Source organism: Streptomyces arenae (assembly GCF_022343545.1).
GTDB classification, from domain to species: Bacteria; Actinomycetota; Actinomycetes; order Streptomycetales; family Streptomycetaceae; genus Streptomyces; species Streptomyces humi.
Map to the genome: position 1 here is coordinate 84,375 of NZ_JAKQYH010000023.1, position 16,260 is coordinate 100,634.

16 protein-coding genes are annotated in these 16,260 nt (G+C 72.0%); 8 read left to right on the top strand and 8 right to left on the bottom strand.

Features of this window, described 5'->3' with window-relative positions:
- Nucleotides 1-32: 32 nt before the first annotated feature.
- On the bottom strand, nucleotides 33-1,424 hold the full coding sequence (locus MB828_RS12310) for a DUF3152 domain-containing protein (RefSeq protein WP_301648176.1): 1,392 nt from the start codon (nucleotides 1,422-1,424) through the stop codon (nucleotides 33-35).
- A gap of 7 nt (nucleotides 1,425-1,431) precedes the next feature.
- Nucleotides 1,432-2,427 carry an alpha/beta fold hydrolase gene (locus MB828_RS12315; protein WP_301648177.1) on the bottom strand — a complete coding sequence of 332 codons (996 nt, stop codon included), beginning with the start codon at nucleotides 2,425-2,427 and terminating at the stop codon, nucleotides 1,432-1,434.
- 187 nt (nucleotides 2,428-2,614) lie between these two features.
- Here MB828_RS12315 and MB828_RS12320 point away from each other — a divergent pair, with 187 nt between their 5' ends.
- From MB828_RS12320 to MB828_RS12335, 4 genes are all read left to right on the top strand, one after another.
- A complete protein-coding gene (locus MB828_RS12320; protein ID WP_133025417.1) occupies nucleotides 2,615-2,848 on the top strand; it encodes a hypothetical protein in 234 nt (77 codons plus the stop codon).
- Between the two features lie 181 nt (nucleotides 2,849-3,029).
- Nucleotides 3,030-3,674, top strand: a complete 645-nt coding sequence (locus MB828_RS12325; RefSeq protein ID WP_046730491.1) for a TetR/AcrR family transcriptional regulator — start codon at nucleotides 3,030-3,032, stop codon at nucleotides 3,672-3,674.
- Between the two features lie 168 nt (nucleotides 3,675-3,842).
- On the top strand, nucleotides 3,843-4,070 hold the full coding sequence (locus MB828_RS12330) for a DUF3107 domain-containing protein (protein ID WP_046730492.1): 228 nt from the start codon (nucleotides 3,843-3,845) through the stop codon (nucleotides 4,068-4,070).
- 188 nt (nucleotides 4,071-4,258) lie between these two features.
- Entirely contained in the window at nucleotides 4,259-4,531 is a 273-nt protein-coding gene (locus tag MB828_RS12335; protein ID WP_133025419.1) for a hypothetical protein, read from the top strand.
- Nucleotides 4,532-4,565: 34 nt separating this feature from the next.
- Here MB828_RS12335 and MB828_RS12340 read toward each other — a convergent pair whose 3' ends face one another.
- Nucleotides 4,566-5,312, bottom strand: a complete 747-nt coding sequence (locus tag MB828_RS12340) for a ferritin-like fold-containing protein (protein ID WP_133025420.1) — start codon at nucleotides 5,310-5,312, stop codon at nucleotides 4,566-4,568.
- A 598-nt stretch (nucleotides 5,313-5,910) separates the two neighbouring features.
- Here MB828_RS12340 and MB828_RS12345 point away from each other — a divergent pair.
- Both MB828_RS12345 and MB828_RS12350 read left to right on the top strand, forming a co-directional pair.
- Nucleotides 5,911-8,652 carry a DEAD/DEAH box helicase gene (locus tag MB828_RS12345; RefSeq protein ID WP_301648178.1) on the top strand — a complete coding sequence of 914 codons (2,742 nt, stop codon included), beginning with the start codon at nucleotides 5,911-5,913 and terminating at the stop codon, nucleotides 8,650-8,652.
- Between the two features lie 514 nt (nucleotides 8,653-9,166).
- Complete coding sequence (locus MB828_RS12350; RefSeq protein WP_301648179.1) at nucleotides 9,167-10,048, top strand: alpha/beta fold hydrolase; 882 nt, start codon at nucleotides 9,167-9,169, stop codon at nucleotides 10,046-10,048.
- Between the two features lie 27 nt (nucleotides 10,049-10,075).
- Here MB828_RS12350 and MB828_RS12355 read toward each other — a convergent pair whose 3' ends face one another.
- Complete coding sequence (locus tag MB828_RS12355) at nucleotides 10,076-10,969, bottom strand: NYN domain-containing protein (RefSeq protein WP_301648180.1); 894 nt, start codon at nucleotides 10,967-10,969, stop codon at nucleotides 10,076-10,078.
- Nucleotides 10,970-11,140: 171 nt separating this feature from the next.
- Between MB828_RS12355 and MB828_RS12360 the strand changes: the two genes are divergently transcribed.
- Nucleotides 11,141-11,293, top strand: coding sequence for a hypothetical protein (locus MB828_RS12360; RefSeq protein WP_165941569.1), 153 nt, complete (start codon nucleotides 11,141-11,143; stop codon nucleotides 11,291-11,293).
- A gap of 93 nt (nucleotides 11,294-11,386) precedes the next feature.
- Here MB828_RS12360 and MB828_RS12365 read toward each other — a convergent pair whose 3' ends face one another.
- The 4 genes from MB828_RS12365 to MB828_RS12380 form a co-directional block, all read right to left on the bottom strand.
- Nucleotides 11,387-11,992, bottom strand: coding sequence for a MarC family protein (locus MB828_RS12365; RefSeq protein ID WP_046730498.1), 606 nt, complete (start codon nucleotides 11,990-11,992; stop codon nucleotides 11,387-11,389).
- Between the two features lie 56 nt (nucleotides 11,993-12,048).
- Nucleotides 12,049-12,906, bottom strand: coding sequence for a PHP domain-containing protein (locus MB828_RS12370; RefSeq protein WP_301648181.1), 858 nt, complete (start codon nucleotides 12,904-12,906; stop codon nucleotides 12,049-12,051).
- A 300-nt stretch (nucleotides 12,907-13,206) separates the two neighbouring features.
- The gene (locus MB828_RS12375; protein WP_133025424.1) at nucleotides 13,207-13,848 is read right to left on the bottom strand and encodes a DUF6758 family protein; all 642 of its coding nucleotides are present in this window, start codon (nucleotides 13,846-13,848) and stop codon (nucleotides 13,207-13,209) included.
- Nucleotides 13,849-14,030: 182 nt separating this feature from the next.
- A complete protein-coding gene (locus tag MB828_RS12380) occupies nucleotides 14,031-14,627 on the bottom strand; it encodes a suppressor of fused domain protein (protein ID WP_133025425.1) in 597 nt (198 codons plus the stop codon).
- 484 nt (nucleotides 14,628-15,111) lie between these two features.
- On the opposite strand from MB828_RS12380, the gene MB828_RS12385 reads away from it, so the two are divergent.
- Nucleotides 15,112-16,242 carry a magnesium and cobalt transport protein CorA gene (locus MB828_RS12385; RefSeq protein WP_133025426.1) on the top strand — a complete coding sequence of 377 codons (1,131 nt, stop codon included), beginning with the start codon at nucleotides 15,112-15,114 and terminating at the stop codon, nucleotides 16,240-16,242.
- Nucleotides 16,243-16,260: the final 18 nt, after the last annotated feature.

Here is a 16,260-nt window from a genome sequence, read left to right on the forward strand (position 1 = left end):
TGCTCATGTCAATGTGATGTATGCGCCACCTGTCAACTCTTGGGGTACGGCCAGGCGTTGGGCAGACAGTGGATTCCGTCGTGGTCCAGGAACTTGGTCTGCTGTTGCATGACCGGCGCCAGTTCGCCGTCCTTGTCGCACGTCACATGTCCGTAGCCGAGCCGGTGGCCGACCTCGTGGTTGATCAGCATCTGCCGGTAGGCGTGGATCTTGTCGCCGTACGTCTTGCTGCCCTGCGCCCATCGGTACGCGTTGATCATCACGCGCTGGGTGGACGCCGAGTCGCAGGAGACGTTGTCCTCGGTCGTGTCGAGGCCGGACTTGGCGCACCACTCGGCGGTGGTGCCGGGGCTGGCGAGTGTGATCACGAAGTCGGCCTTGCCGGAGGAGACCCGCTCGAAGGTGCGGGCGCCGTCGTGGGCCCAGCTGCGGTCGTCGTTGAGCGTCTTCTGCACGGCGTCGGCGAACAGCTTCCCGTCCAGGCCGAGTCCCTGCTCCACGTCGACGCGGTAGGTGTACTTGTGCCCCTTGCCGGGCGCCTTCGCGTTGCCGGGCACGGCCGCGAACTTCCCGGAGCCCGCCAGCGTGGCGCTGAGCGGGTACTTGGTGTCCATCGCCTGCTCGTACGACAGCGTGGCCACGCTCGGCGAGGCGGAGACGGACGGCGTCGTACGGCTGTCGCCGCGCGAGGCTGCGCTGTCGGTGGCCCGCGCGTCACCGGCGGCCGACTCGGTCCGCACGCCACTGTCGCGGCCGTCGGCGACCTGCCCTGCGACGATCACCGCGAGCACGGTGGTGACGGCGGCGGCCGCGACGCCGGTGAAGGCCCGGCCCTTGCCGCCCCTGGCCTGCGCGGGCACGCCGGTGGGCGGCGCGTCGTCATCGTCGCCGTACGGCTCGGAGGCGAGCGCGGAGGTCCGCGGGCCGGTGTCCGGCCGATACGTTTCCGCACGCTGGGCGCCGATGCCGGGTCGGGGCGTGAAGACGTCGGCGTCCTCGTCGAAGGCGTCGACGTACTCCTGCCGGGGCCCACCGGGCGGGCGCTGCCGCTGCCGCGGTATCGACACGCCGGCCTGTGCGCCACCCGGCCGGCCCCAGCCACCGCCCGCCTCCCGCTGCTCGGGATGCCCGCCCCGAACCCCCGGGGCGCCGTCGGCCGGACCGCCGCCGGGGCCACGGGGCACGCCGCCGGCCCGGACACCGCCGGGGACACGCGAGACACCGCGCGCGGGCGTGCCGTCGGGGACACGCGGTACGCCCTGTGCCGGCGTGCCGTCCGGGAGACGTCGCATCCCGCGCGCGGGGGTCCCGTCAGCCATCCGGGGCACTCCCCGCGCGGGGGTGCCGTCGGAGGCCGGCCCCCCGCCCGTTATGCCCGCGGCATCGTCCTTGGGTGCCGGGCCGCGGCGGCTGTGGCGTCCCACCTGGCCCTCAGCCCCCCGCGCCCGGAGCGGGAGTCCGGTCGCCGTCCAACCGCTCGGCGTCCGCGAGGAGTTCACGGAACGCCGCGGCCACCGTTCCCGGGTACTCCATCATCGCCACGTGCCCGGCGTCCGGCATGGACAGCAGCCGGGAGTGGCGGAAGCTGCGTGCCGCCTTCTGGGCCATGCGGTAGCCGACGAGCTGGTCGCGGGCGCCGTAGATCAGCAGGGTGGGGGCGAGGACGCGCTCGGCCTGACGCCAGAGCCCGTGCTGGCCGCCCAGCGTGTACGCGTTGACGATCCCGCGCGCGGACCGCGCCATCGCGTCCCAGAAGTACGGCAGCCGCAGCCGGCGTTCCAGTTCCTCCACCGCGTACCCGAACGCCTCGGGCGTCACCCGGCCGGGGTCGCCGTAGCAGAGCGCCAGCACGCCGCGTACCCGCTGTTCGGCCGTCCACTTGCCGGTCGTACGGGTGAGGAGTGCGGCGACGCCGGGCAGGCCGATCAGGATCGTCGGCACGGCGGTGCGCTGGACCCGCAGTTCGGGCAGCGCCGGCGAGATCAGCGTGAGCGTGCGGACGAGGTCGGGGCGGACGGCGGCGACCCGGGTGGCGACCGCGCCGCCGAGCGAGTTGCCGAACAGGTGGACCGGGCCGCGGCCGGCCGCGTCGAGATGACGGATGACCGCGCGCGCATGCCCGGTCACGGAGTAGTCGCCGTCGTCCGGCGGCGGCGAGTCGCCGAAGCCCGGCAGGTCGACCGCCTCGCCGTCCACGACGCCTTCGAGCCGTTCCATCAGCTCCGACCAGTTCTGTGAGGAACCGCCGAGTCCGTGGACGAACAGCGCGGGCGGCAGGCCCTCCCGCGCGGGCGGCCGCGAACGGATCGTCAGGGTGACGCCGGGCAGTCCCACCGACCGCAGCCGTTCGCCCGCCGCGACTCTGACGGCCTTCGCCTTCGGCAGCACGCTGGTGGGCGGCACGGACGGCAGTTCGGTCGAAGACATGGGCCAATGTTACGAGACGATCACACAGTGATTCGTGTGTTCGCCGTCACAGAAACAGCCGGGCGAGCCGCGTACCAGGGCCGCCGACGACATCGCGTCCGCATCCGGTGTCTCCTACGCTCGTAAACAGGGCACCCGTGCGTGGCCCCCTGCCGAGCCAGGGACGTTCGAAGGAAGGGAGCCCACCATGGCCTACGACCCCGTCGACCCCGTCGACCCCGAGGTGCTCGACGATCTGGAGGCGGAGGACGCCCCCGAAATCGATGTCGAGGCCCCCGAGGGGGACGCGGCCGAACAGCACACGGACGTCGCGCCGTCCCATGACGACCCGCTCACCGGTGTGGACCCGGACCGCGCGAACGAGGCCGATCTGGTCGAGCAGGCGCGGGTGGTCTCCCTCGACGAGGACGACTACCGCTGACGGTAACCGGTCTCCGGCGGGCCCACCTGCCCTGTCGGCAATTCCCGGTGCATTTCCTGGTGCGGCTTTCGCCGCCGTCCGGTACGTGAAATTCTGCGCTCGCACCGCGCACATCACGGTTACCGAAAAGTACGATGGCCGGGCGGCGCGATCCGCATGAGGACGACTTTTGGGAGGCGGCGTGACAGCCATCGAGCAGACAGAGGCGGCACGCCCGCGGGGCACTCGCCTGCCGCGCCGTGCCCGACGGAACCAGCTGCTGGGCGCCGCCCAGGAGGTTTTCGTCGCACAGGGGTACCACGCGGCCGCGATGGACGACATCGCCGAGCGCGCAGGCGTCAGCAAGCCGGTGCTCTACCAGCACTTCCCGGGCAAGCTCGACCTCTACCTGGCTCTGCTGGACCAGCACTGCGACGCCCTGATCCAGGCGGTACGCGGCGCGCTCGCGTCGACGACCGACAACAAGCAGCGTGTCCGCGCGACCATGGACGCCTATTTCGCGTACGTGGAGGACGACGGCGGTGCCTTCCGCCTGGTCTTCGAGTCCGACCTGACGAACGAGCCCGCGGTGCGCGAGCGAGTCGACAAGGTCACCACCGAGTGCGCCGAGGCGATCTGCGACGTCATCGCCGAGGACACCGGCCTCTCGCGCGCGGAGTCGATGCTGCTGGCCTCCGGCCTCGGCGGTCTCGCCCAGGTGGTGGCGCGCTCCTGGCTGCACAGCGACCGCAGCGTCCCGCGTGACCAGGCGGTGCAGCTGCTGGCCTCACTGGCCTGGCGAGGCATCGCCGGCTTCCCGCTGCACGGCCTCGAGTCGCACCACTGAGACGACGGGGAAGCGGCCGCCCGCGCGCGGCCGCTTCCGCGGCATTCCCGTTCGCTGTTCGCTCCTGGCGTGGTCGTCCGCAGCGTGTACGTCCCCTCACCGGGCTAATGTGTGCAGCGTACGGCGCGGAAGCCCGCGCACTTCACTGACCGTCGGAGGGACATAGCCGTGGAGGTCAAGATCGGCGTGCAGCACGCGCCCCGCGAGATCGTTCTGGAGAGCGGTCTGAACGCCGAGGAGGTCGAACGCCTCGTCGCCGACGCGCTGGCCGGCAAGTCGCAGGTGCTGTCCCTGGAGGACGAGCGTGGCCGCAAGGTCCTGGTCCCGACGGACCGCCTGGCGTACATCGAGCTCGGTGAGCCGACCGTGCGCAAGGTGGGCTTCAGCGCGGTCTAGCCACAGCAGCGTGCGGGGGCCCGGCGGACACCAGTCCGCCGGGCCCCCGTGTCATGTCCCGCCGCCCTGTCCGGTCTCCACACGGGGCCCACAACCCGCCCACAGAGGAGGGTTGCATTCCGCAGGTCACGGGTATGACGGGCTACGACCCTGAAAGCACCGGCCGGCCGTGGGAGGGACCCCGCGTGATGCTCCTGGAAGTCCTTGGATCCGCCCTGCTCGGCCTGGCCCTGGCGTGGGCCGCGAACAGCCGCCTTTCCCACCGCCTTCCGGCGCGTCCCCTGGTGTTCTCCACAGGCGTCGCGGGAGCCCTGTTCGGCGACTTCGTCACGCACAGCGCGCTGGGCCCCGGCACGCCGTTCGTGAGCCTGGCGGGAGCGGCGATCGTCTCGGCGGCGTCCCTGTCCCTGCTGCTGCGCCCCACGGGCCGCCGCCTGCGCCGACGATCGATCCCGGCGTAGCTCCGCCGGAACGCCCCGCCCCTCCCGCGTAGCGCTACGCGGCCAGGCCCAGCGCGGCCATCCGCTTCGTGTGCGCCTCGGTGATCCGCGAGAACATCCGCCCCACCTCGGCCAGGTCGAACCCGTCGGCGACCCCGCCCACCAGCATGGTCGACAGCGCGTCCCGGTCGGCCACGACCCGCTGGGACTGCGACAGCGCCTCCCCCATCAACCGCCGCGCCCACAGCGCCAGTCGGCCCCCCACGCGCGGGTCGGCGTCGATGGCCGCGCGGACCTTCTCCACCGCGAACCCGGCATGCCCCGTGTCGTCGAGGACGGCCAGCACCAGCTCGCGCGTGTCGGTGTCCAGGCGGGCCGCGACCTCCCGGTAGAAGTCACTGGCGATGGAGTCGCCGACGTACGCCTTGACCAGGCCCTCCAGCCAGTCCGACGGCGCCGTCTGCCGGTGGAAGCCGTCGAGGGCCGCGACGAACGGCTCCATCGCCTGCGTCGCGTCCTCCCCGATCTCCGCCAGCCGGTTCCGCAGCCGCTCGAAGTGGTGGAACTCGGCCGACGCCATCTTCGCCAGCTCGGCCTTGTCCGCCAGCGTGGGCGCCAGCTTGGCGTCCTCGGCGAGGCGCTCGAACGCCGCGAGCTCGCCGTACGCGAGCGCGCCCAGCAGGTCCACGACCGCGGCACGGTACTGCGGGTCGGCAGCCGCCCGCGCCCAGTCCTGGGCGGCGACACCGGTCGGTTCGGCGGAGGCGGTCTCAGGCTTGTCAGAGCTCGTCATGAAGCGCACAATAGCCCGCTCGCCGCCCTGGGGGAGCCGTGGGGAAGCGCCGGGGAGACCCTGGGGGAACCGTGGGGGAGATCCCCGAGACGGCTCCGGGAAGTCCCTGGGAGTCACCGGAAGTCCTGGGAGAAGTCCCTGGTCAACCACTGTGACTACCACGACGTGACCAAATCGGCCATCGCATGTGCACGATTCCGGGGTATGGTGGTAATGCGCCTGCTGGTACGCCGTCTGTTTCAGACGTGCCTCGACAGGCCGCACGTATGAGGATGCCCGGTCGGTGGCCCGATCGGCTCCGAACCGACAGCCCTCCCGGCGCGTACGGCACATCGCGTACGTCGACCGGAGGGAGACACCCTCAGCGGTATGAGCGCTAGAGCGTCGGCAGAGGTCCCGTGCACTACGGCGTGCCCCCCACAGCCCGCCCGTAAGGCAGCCGACGTCCCCCGGCACGGTCCGTCAAAGACCCCCGCGCTCGCCTCGTGCCGCGACTCACAGAAGAGGCAGCGCCCTGACTACGACGTTTCGAGAACTCGGAATCCTCCCCGAGACCGCCGAGGCCCTGGAGGCCGTCGGCATCATCAACCCCTTCCCCATCCAGGAGATGACACTCCCGGTCGCCCTGTCCGGCACCGACGTCATCGGCCAGGCGAAGACCGGCACCGGCAAGACCCTCGGATTCGGTCTGCCGCTCCTGGAGCGGGTGACCGTCCCCGCCGACGTGGAGGCCGGACGCGCCGCCCCCGAGGCCCTCACGAACGCCCCGCAGGCGCTCGTCGTCGTCCCCACGCGCGAGCTCTGCACCCAGGTCACCAACGACCTGCTGACGGCTGGCAAGGTCCGTAACGTACGCGTCCTCGCCATCTACGGCGGCCGTGCCTACGAGCCGCAGGTCGAGGCCCTGAAGAAGGGCGTCGACGTCGTCGTCGGCACCCCGGGCCGGCTCCTGGACCTCGCGGGCCAGAAGAAGCTCGACCTCAAGCACATCAAGTCGCTCGTCCTCGACGAGGCCGACGAGATGCTCGACCTGGGCTTCCTGCCCGACGTCGAGAAGATCATCGACATGCTTCCGGCCAAGCGCCAGACCATGCTGTTCTCGGCGACCATGCCGGGCGCGGTCATCGGCCTCGCGCGCCGGTACATGAGCCAGCCCACCCACATCCGCGCCACCGCGCCGGACGACGAGGGCGCGACCGTCGCGAACATCGCGCAGTTCGTCTACCGCGCGCACTCCATGGACAAGCCGGAGATGATCGCGCGCATACTGCAGGCCGAGGGCCGCGGGCTCGCGATGATCTTCTGCCGCACCAAGCGCACCGCCGCCGACATCGCCGAGCAGCTCCAGCGCCGTGGCTTCGCCTCCGGCGCCGTGCACGGCGACCTCGGCCAGGGCGCCCGTGAGCAGGCGCTGCGCGCGTTCCGCAACGGCAAGGTGGACGTCCTCGTCTGCACCGACGTCGCCGCGCGCGGTATCGACGTCGAGGGCGTCACCCACGTCATCAACTACCAGTCCCCCGAGGACGAGAAGACGTACCTGCACCGGGTCGGCCGTACCGGTCGCGCGGGCGCGTCGGGCACCGCGATCACGTTCGTCGACTGGGACGACATCCCGCGCTGGCAGCTCATCAACAAGGCGCTGGACCTGAAGTTCCCCGACCCGGTGGAGACTTACTCGACCTCCCCGCACTTCTTCGAGGACCTCAAGATCCCCGCGGGCACCAAGGGTGTCCTGCCGCGCTCCGAGCGCACCCGCGCCGGGCTCGACGCGGAGGAGCTGGAGGACCTCGGCGAGACCGGCGGCCGCGGTGGCCGCGGTCGCGGTGCCCGAAGCGGTCGTCCGGAGTCCCGGGGCGACGCCCGTACCGGTGAGGCCCGTACCGAGGAGCGCGAGCGTCCGGCCCGCACCCCGCGCCGCCGCCGTCGTACCCGCGGCGGTTCGGCCGCGGACTCTCCGGCCGGTACGACGGCCACGGCGCCGGTCACCGAGTCCGCCGCTCCGGCCGCCGAGGAGGTGCCGGCCACCCGGACCCCGCGCCGTCGTCGCCGTACGCGCGGCGGGGCAGCGCAGGATGCGGTGGCGACCGCCTCGCCGACGGCCGTGACCCCGGAGGCCGTCGTGGAGACGGTCGAGGCGGTGACGGAGACGGCCGCGCCTTCGCGTCGCCGCCGCACCCGCCGGTCCGCCGAGGCCGAGGCCGCACCGACGGCAGAGGTCACCCCGGTGACCGAGGCCCCGGTGGCGCAGGCTCCGGCGGAGACCCCGGTGGCGCAGGCCCCGGTGACCGAGGAAGCACCGGCGGCTCCCGCCCGGCGCCGTACCCGCAAGACCGCCGCGGTGGCCGAGACCCCCGCGACCTCCGAGGCCGCACCCGTGGCCGTGGAGACGGTCGAGGCCGTCACGGAGCCGAAGCCGCGCCGCACGCGCAAGGCGACGGCGGCCACGGAGGCCGCTGAGGCCGCGGTGGACACCGCCGAGGCCGTGGCTGCCAAGCCGCGCCGCATCCGCAAGACCGCTGCCGCCGTACCGGTGGCCGAAGCGGCGGAGGCGGCCACGGAGGCCGTGGAGGCCGTGGAAGCACCGGTGACGCCGACGCGCCGCCGTACCCGCAAGGTGGCGGAACCCGTCGCCGAGGTCACCGAGGCGCCGGCGGAGACCGCCGAGGAGCCGAAGCCGCGCCGCACGCGCAAGACGGCCGCCGCCGCCCCCGCCGACGCCGCCGAGGCGACGGAGGAGGCCAAGCCGCGCCGCCGTACGACGCGCAAGGCGGCCGAGGCCGCGGTCGACACGGCGGAAGCCGCGGAGGCCAAGCCGCGCCGTACGCGCAAGACTGCGGTCGCAGCTCCGGAGGCCGTCGAGACGGATGCCGAGGCCGCTCCGAAGCCGCGCCGCACCCGGAAGACGGCGGCCGCCGCCGAAGCCGTGGTGGACACGGCCGAGGCCACGGAGGCCAAGCCGCGCCGGACCCGGAAGACGGCAGCCGCCGTCGCCGAGCCGGCCGAGGCCGTGGCAGCCGCGGAGGCCAAGCCGCGTCGCACCCGGAAGACGGCAGCCGCCGCGCCGGAGGCCGTCGAGGCGGAGCCCGCGCCCAAGGCGCGCCGGACCCGGAAGGCCGCCGAGGCGGTCGTCGACACCGCCGAGGGTGCCGAGGCGAAGCCGCGCCGGACCCGCAAGACGGCCGTGGCCGCCACCGCGGAGATCCCGGCGCAGGCCAGCGCGGAACCTGAGGTCGAGCCGAAGGCCCGGACCATCCGCAAGGCGACCGCGTCCGCCGCGCCGGACGACGCGGAGGCGAAGCCGAAGGCCCGCCGGACCCGGAAGGCCGCTGCCGCGACCCCCGAGGCCTGAGCCGAACCGACCCGACGGCCCGACCCACCCCGCGTGGGCCGGGCCGTCGGCGTTCACGCACCCAGGCAACGGGCAACAGCACACCGTCGACATGGGCACGCCCCACACCCACCAACTGCCGAAAGCAACCCACCGGCACCCGGCACCCGAATCCCGCCGCCACCCACACCCGACGTGGCGGCTGGTGGCTGGGGGCCGACTGCCGGTGCGGGGGCCGGGTGGGGCGGCGGCTGGGGTGAACGCTGACGTCGGTGACGGTCACGGTCGCGGTTCGCGGCGGCGGTCGCGGGTCGCGGCGGCGGTCGCGGGTCGCGGCGGCGGTCGCGGCGGCGAAGTGGCGGTCGCCGGTCGCGGCGGCGGTCGCGCGTCGCGGCGGCCCGGCGGCGGCCCCGGCGGCGAGGTGGGGTGAACGCTGACCAGCCACCAGCCACCGGCGTCAGCACCCGCATCCCCGTCGTCAGGGTTCACCCACCGTCCGCCGGGCCGTCGGTGGGCGCCGGTTACGCTCTCCCCCATGAGCAGGCCTTCCTCTTTTGTTCCGCCCGTCGGTGCCCGGGCGTACACGCTCGCCACCACGCGCGGTGAGTTCGCCGTCGTCGACTCGCCGGTGGCGGCCGGGGTGGAGCCACGGGGGGTCGCGCTGCTGCTGCCCGGCTTCACCGGCAGCAAGGAGGACTTCAACCTGCTGCATCCGGCACTGGGCGCGCGCGGGTACCGCACCGTCGCGGTGGACGGGCGCGGCCAGTACGAGTCGGACGGGCCGCAGGACGACGAGTCGGCTTACGCGCAGGCGGAGTTGGCGAAGGACGTGCTCGCACAGGCGGCGGCCGTCGGCGCCGGCCGGCCGGTGCATCTGCTGGGCCACTCCCTGGGCGGTCAGATCGCGCGGGCGGCCGTGCTGCTCGACCCCGCGCCGTTCCGGTCGCTGACCCTCATGGCCTCGGGCCCGGCGCAGATCTCCACCTCCCAGCAGCAGCGCGTGAAGCTGCTGCGGGACGCGCTCGGCGTGATGTCCATGGCCGAGGTCTGGGAGGCCATGCAGGCCCTGGAGGCGCCGGAGGAACTGGACGGCGATCCCGACGAGGACGGCCCCGAGGACCGGGAGGATCTACGGCGCCGCTGGCTGCGCAACAAGCCGGCCCAACTCCTCGCCACCGGGCTCCAGTTGTGCACCGAACCGGATCGCGTCAGCGAACTCGCCGCCCTTCCGCTGCCGTACCACGTCCTGTCCGGCGCGCGGGACGACACCTGGCCGGTGCCGTTGCTGGACGAGATGGCGCTACGGCTGCGCGCGCGCCGGACGGTCGTGGACGGCGCGGAGCACTCGCCCAACACCGACCGGCCGGCCCCCACCGCCGAGGCGATCGCCGCCTTCTGGGAGAGCACGGACGGCTGACGGCTCCGGTACCGCGTCAGTACCGCGTCAGTACTGCGTCCGAAGGTGCTCCCAGAAGCCTTCCCGCAGGGCGCGGCGCAGGTCGGCCTGGCCGCGCAGCGAGTACTGGAGCAGGGTCTCGGCCTCGACGAGCAGGTCCTGGTCGACGGATCCGGGCAGATAGGGATGGCCGGGCAGCAGTTCGACGAGCGCGTCGCGGCCGCGCGCGGACAGCCATTTCGCGGCGATCTGCGCACCGACGAAGCGGACGTTCTCGCGGGTGGGTCTGGTGGCGCCGGTGTCGTAGGCGGGGGCGGCGCGCCGGGAGACGTACGGCTTGAAGAACTCGAGGTCGAGGGTGCGCTGGCTGTCGACCTCCCAGAGCAGTGGTTCGGCCTGGTTGCGACCCTCGGGGGCCTCGATGCCCCACAGGTGGACGCGGGCGCCGTAGCCCTGGGCGGCCTCCACCGCGGAGACCAGGTCCTCGTCGCCGCCGAGCAGGGCCGCGTCGCTGATCGCGCGGTGCCGGGCGAGTGACTCCAGGTCGGTGCGGATCAGGGAGTCGACGCCCTTCTGCTGGTTGTTGGCGTTCAGGTTGCCCAGGCGGACCTTGACGTCGGGCAGCTCGGCGATGGTCTGCTGTTCGGCGGTGTGGATCCGGCGGCGGGCGCCGTCGTACCAGTAGACGCGCAGCAGCCTGCTGTCCGCGAAGATCTGCCGCGCCTTGTCGATGAGCGCCTCGATCAGGCCCTCGGCGTCGAGGTCGAAGGCCCGGCGGTCCTCGGTCCCGGTGACGAGCCGGCCCGTGGCGGCGTAGAGGTAGCCCGCGTCGACGAAGATCGCGTGCGTCGAGGGCGTCTTCGCCACCTCGGCGAGCATGCGGGTGAGCAGCTCGTTCGTGCGGTCGATACGGGCCTTGAGGGTGGCGAGGTCGTCGTTCATCACCTCCATTGTCCCGGCGGTCACGCTGCGAACACAACCGGTCCCGGTCAGTCTCCTCGATACCTCGTACCGGTCAGTAGTTAGACGTTCGAAAAATTTCTTTAGCGTAGGGAATGTTTGTAACACGCAAGTCGTTGACTAGGTCGGAACACAAAGACGAAGGGAGAGGCCATGCGCTTCGAAATCATGCGACTCGACGAGGTCGACGGCACCACCGTGGACAGCACTGTCGTGGACGCCGCCTCCGTCAACAGGATCGTGCAGCAGGCCGCCGCCGTCGGGCAGCGCCTGTGGATCCGACCGGCCGAGAACCAGACGTCGTAACGGAATACGAGAGACGAGCAACCTGACGCGCGGAACACCGCAGAGTCTTCGGAGCCCCCGCACGGCACTCACGCCGTGCGGGGGCTCCGCGTTTCAGGCGCCCCTGATCACCTGGGTGACGCCGTTGATGATCTGCTGCACGGCGATCGCGGACAGCATCATGCCCGCGAGGCGGGTCACCAGGACCACGCCGCCGTCCTTGATGACCCGGATGATCAGCAGCGAGTAGCGCATCACCAGCCACAGCACGACATGGATGGCGAGGATCGCCGTCCACACCGACACCTGCGAGGCCACGCCGTGGGCCTTCTGCACGGCGAGGATGACCGAGACGATCGCACCGGGACCTGCCAGCAGCGGCATGCCCAGCGGTACGAGCGCCACGTTGACGTCCTTGGTCTGCTTCGGCTCGTCGTTCTTGCCGGTGAGCAGGTCGAGGGCGATGAGCAGGAGCAGCAGCCCGCCCGCGATCATCAGCGCGGGCACGGAGACGTGCAGGTAGTCAAGGATCTGGTGACCGAGGAGCCCGAAGACGGCGATCACCCCGCCCGCGACACAGACGGCCTGGAAGGCCATCCGCCGCTGCACCTTGCCGGGCCGGCCGGCGGTGAGGGCGAGGAAGATCGGGGTGATCCCGGGGGGATCCATGATGACGAAAAGGGTCAGGAAGAGGGAGCCGAAGACGGCGAGGTCGAACATGGGTGTGCCACAGGCCTTGCGGAAGAAGAGGGATCAGGAGATGCGGGGGCCGAGCCTCAGGCCCCGCCGGTCCCCGGCACCGGGAACGCACCCGTCGCCCGGCGCGTGATCTCGCCGTACACCTCGGGGTGGGTCGTATACGCGCCGAGCGCCACCGTCTTACGGCTGCCGTGGTAGTCCGAGGATCCGGTGACCAGCAGCCCCAGCTCGGCGGCGAGGCCCCGCAGCCGCGTCCGGGCGTCCTCGTCGTGGTCCATGTGGTCGACCTCGATCCCGTCGAGACCGGCCGCGGCCAGCTCGGCGATGGTCGACTCGGGCACCGTACGTCCGCGCTTGGAGGCCGCCGGGTGCGCGAACACGCACACCCCGCCGGCGCCCTTGACCAGCCGGATCGCCTCGAAGGGGTCGGTCTCGTGCTTCTCGACGTAGGCCCGGCCGCCGTCGGCCAGCCACTCCTCGGTGAAGGCGTCGCTCACGGTCGGTACGACGCCGAGCTCGACGAGCGCGGAGGCGACGTGCGGCCGCCCCACGGAACCGCCGCCGGCGATCCGCTCGACCTGCTCCCAGGTGACCGGCACGTCCAGCGCGTTCAGCTTGGCGATCATGCCCTGGGCGCGCGGCACCCGGTCGTCCCGGACCAGCTCGCGCTCGGCGAGCAGGGCCGGCTCCTCGGGGTCGAAGAGGTAGGCGAGCATGTGCATGGAGACGCCGTCGACACGGCAGGAGAGTTCGGCCCCGGTGACCAGGGTGAGCCCCTCGGGCAGCGCGGCGATGGCCTCGGCGTACCCACGGGTGGTGTCGTGATCGGTCAGCGCGACGACGTCGAGACCGGCAGCGGCGGCGTTGCGCACCAGCTCGGCCGGGGTGTCCGTACCGTCGGAGGCGGTGGAGTGGCAGTGCAGATCGACACGCACGACACGGACTCCAGCGGGACGGTAGGGGTGGGGACGCGTCAAGGATAACGGCCGGAAGGGGATGCCCTGTCACACCCGCAGCCCACGAGCACCCCATACAGTCGCCCCACAGGGAACGCGCCCTCCACAGGGAACGCGCCCCGTAGGGGCGCGAGGAACTGCGCGCTCAGCCCCCACCGGCCCGCAGACGACCGATCACCCCCACCGGCCCGCAGACGTCGACCGCTCACCCCCACCGGCCCGCAGACGTCGACCGATCACCTCCACCGGCCCGCAGACGACCGACCGGGGTCACGACCTTCACGGCTCCAGCAGGCGCGGCGACAAGGCCCCGCAGGGCACCAGGTCCACCTCGGCCCCGGCGTCCCGCAGATCCGTGAGCACGAGTTCGTCGTACATCAGCAGCCCGGTCTGCTCCGGCCAGACCACTGCCCACAGCCACAGGCCCCGGGCCTCGCCTGCGAAGACGGCGCGGTCGTCCGGCGCCCCGGAGACGTGCCACAACGGCGTCGGCCGGCCGGCCGCCAGCACCTTGGCCTGCGGCGGCTTCTCCACGTCCATGTAAGGGCCCGGGTCCGGTGCGTCGATGCCCGCGTACCGCGCACCGAGGCCGACTCCCAGCTCCTCGGCGACCAGGATCATCTCCCCTATCCCGCCGAGCGGTGCGGGTCCGGAGCAGGCGACGGCGGTCGCGCGGCCGCCGCTGCGGTCGTCACCGGCGCAGGCCACACCCGTGAACAGCCAGCCGACCGGCAGCGGCCAGGGCATCCACACCGGTACCTGGGTGCGGTGCACGACCACACCCAGGGCCTCGACGCTGGGCGGGATCACGGGCTGGACCGGATGCACGGTCCCGTGCACGTCGCACTGCCAGGTGTCGGCGAAGAGTCCGGGAGCCCTGACCCGGCCACCACACTTCGGGCAACTGGGTTCGCCCCTCATAGGGCCCCACGGTCCTACCCGGAATCCCCCACGTCAAGGACGATCACCCGACCGGCGCACGCCGCACCGCCGGCGCCTCGGCATGACAGCGGCACGGTCTTTGCCAACTGGCCGCGCCCGGACGGCGCTTGGTGAGCTTGCGCGCTTGGTGAGCTTGCTCACCCTCGCGACCGTTCGAGGGGTCAGTCCAGGCGGACGGAGTTCCGGGCGGGGTCCCTGAGGTCCGTCCCGTTCGCGAGCCAGCGCTCCTGGAGGGGCTGGGCACCGTGCACCCGCTTCCAGGCGGCCTCGTTCGGCGTCATGGGCAGCAGCGGCAGGAACCGTACGGGGTCGAGCGGGCCGTCCAGCTCCAGATCCTCGACGAGGCCGCCCGGCTCGCCGACCAGGACCGAGGTGAAGGGGGCGCCGGGCCACAGCGGTCCGCCGACGTCGAGGGACGCGCCGGGGGCCACGACCAACCCCTCGACCTGTGGGGAAGCGGCGAGGACGGCGAGCGCGCGGAGCACCTTGTCGGTCTCGGCGAGGCCGGCCCGGACCGAGAGCACCAGTTCGGCGCGGGGTCCCTTGACGGGGTCCGCGACCATCGCCGTGGGGTCGGTCATGGGGTGGGCGGACATGCCGAGCGTGGCGTAGCGGACGACGTTCTCACCCTGGAGGTCCTCGTGGAAACGGAGCACCTCGATGCGGTCCGTACCGAGGAAGGTGACCGCCGCGCGCGCGTCCGGTTCGCCCAGCGCGGTGGTCAACCGGGCCTCGACCAGAGCAAGAACATCAACCATGTCGTGAGCATAGAACTCGTCAGCTCCGGGCAAAGCGGCGCCTTGACACCAAGCGCTGCTGCTAGTCTGGCCGCGGTGGTTCGGGGCAGCACGCTGAGCGTCGCGGTCAGACCCCGACGCCGACAGGACTCCCTTACGAGGGACCGGCTGGAGGAGGTGGGGCTGTCATGGATCGAAGTCACCCGTGCAGTACCACTCGCTCTTCCTGCCGCTGAATTCTTCTCTGGCTGGCTACCGCCTCTTGGTGCGCGTCGTCGTTCGGAAGAGCACTTCGTCTCGCTTGCCGATCCCGCTGACCGATCCCTTCCGGATCTGTCGGGATCTGATCGTCTGATCCGAATCAGTAGCGAAGTCGCCACCGCAACGGTGCGGTGCTCCCCGCTTTGTGGACGCGCCAAACATCCGCAGTCAGGACGTCCTCATTCCGGGTAGTTCCACCCGTTCCTCGGCGATCTTCCGCTGCCTGTCGCGAAGGAGCCTGCCCATGTCGATGATCCGCGACCTGCGCGCCGTGGTCCGCCCGTCCCGTCCCTCGCTGCGCAAGAGCCTGCGGCCGGACAGCGGCGCGTACGACACCACCCGCGACCCCGGTACGCCGTCGGCCGTCGTCGACTGCGCGGTGTACCGGGACGGCGCCCGTGTGGAGACGGCGACCCCGCTGACCCCGCACGAGGCGATGCGGCTGGTGCGCCGGGACGGCGGGTTCGTGTGGATCGGCCTGCACGAGCCGACGGAGGCCGAATTCGCCGGTATCGCGAGCGAGTTCGGACTGCACCCGCTGGCCGTGGAGGACGCGGTCCAGGCCCACCAGCGCCCCAAGCTGGAGCGTTACGACGACTCCCTCTTCACGGTCTTCAAGACCATCCACTACGTCGAGCACGACCAGCTCACCGCCAACAGCGAGGTCGTGGAGACCGGCGAGGTCATGTGCTTCACCGGCCGGGACTTCTTCATCACCGTCCGGCACGGCGGCCAGGGCTCGCTGCGGGCGCTGCGGCACCGGCTCCAGGACGACCCCGAACTGCTCGCCAAGGGCCCCTCGGCCGTGCTGCACGCCATCGCCGACCACGTCGTGGACGGCTATGTCGCGGTCGCCGACGCCGTGCAGGACGACATCGACGAGGTGGAGACCGAGGTCTTCACACCGGGCCGCAGGGGCGGGGTCTCGCGCGGTGTCGACTCGGCGCGGATCTACCAACTCAAGCGTGAGGTACTGGAGTTCAAGCGGGCGGTGTCGCCGCTGCTGCGCCCGATGCAGCTGCTGAGCGAACGCCCCATGCGGCTGGTCGACCCGGACATCCAGAAGTACTTCCGGGACGTGGCCGACCACCTCGCCCGCGTCCAGGAGCAGGTCGTCGGCTTCGACGAACTCCTCAACTCCATCCTCCAGGCCAACCTCGCGCAGGCGTCCGTGGCGCAGAACGAGGACATGCGGAAGATCACGGCGTGGGCCGCGATCATCGCCGTACCCACGATGGTGTGCGGGGTGTACGGCATGAACTTCAAGTACATGCCGGAGCTGCACTGGAAGTACGGCTACCCGGTCATCATGGGCATCACGGTCTGCCTCTGCCTGGGCATCCACCGGACGCTGAAGCGCAACGGCTGGCTGTGAGCGGCCCGGTTAGGGTGA

What these genes read in the sequence shown, in the direction of transcription:
- MB828_RS12320 (WP_133025417.1), top strand. Translation starts at nt 2,615, where the DNA reads ATGGCCTACGACCCCGTCGACCCCGTCGACCCCGAGGTGCTCGACGAT.
- MB828_RS12375 (WP_133025424.1), bottom strand. Translation starts at nt 13,848, where the DNA reads ATGAGGGGCGAACCCAGTTGCCCGAAGTGTGGTGGCCGGGTCAGGGCT.
- MB828_RS12335 (WP_133025419.1), top strand. Translation starts at nt 4,259, where the DNA reads ATGCTCCTGGAAGTCCTTGGATCCGCCCTGCTCGGCCTGGCCCTGGCG.
- MB828_RS12315 (WP_301648177.1), bottom strand. Translation starts at nt 2,427, where the DNA reads ATGTCTTCGACCGAACTGCCGTCCGTGCCGCCCACCAGCGTGCTGCCG.
- MB828_RS12355 (WP_301648180.1), bottom strand. Translation starts at nt 10,969, where the DNA reads ATGAACGACGACCTCGCCACCCTCAAGGCCCGTATCGACCGCACGAAC.
- MB828_RS12345 (WP_301648178.1), top strand. Translation starts at nt 5,911, where the DNA reads ATGACACTCCCGGTCGCCCTGTCCGGCACCGACGTCATCGGCCAGGCG.
- MB828_RS12350 (WP_301648179.1), top strand. Translation starts at nt 9,167, where the DNA reads ATGAGCAGGCCTTCCTCTTTTGTTCCGCCCGTCGGTGCCCGGGCGTAC.
- MB828_RS12385 (WP_133025426.1), top strand. Translation starts at nt 15,112, where the DNA reads ATGTCGATGATCCGCGACCTGCGCGCCGTGGTCCGCCCGTCCCGTCCC.
- MB828_RS12360 (WP_165941569.1), top strand. Translation starts at nt 11,141, where the DNA reads ATGCGCTTCGAAATCATGCGACTCGACGAGGTCGACGGCACCACCGTG.
- MB828_RS12380 (WP_133025425.1), bottom strand. Translation starts at nt 14,627, where the DNA reads ATGGTTGATGTTCTTGCTCTGGTCGAGGCCCGGTTGACCACCGCGCTG.
- MB828_RS12365 (WP_046730498.1), bottom strand. Translation starts at nt 11,992, where the DNA reads ATGTTCGACCTCGCCGTCTTCGGCTCCCTCTTCCTGACCCTTTTCGTC.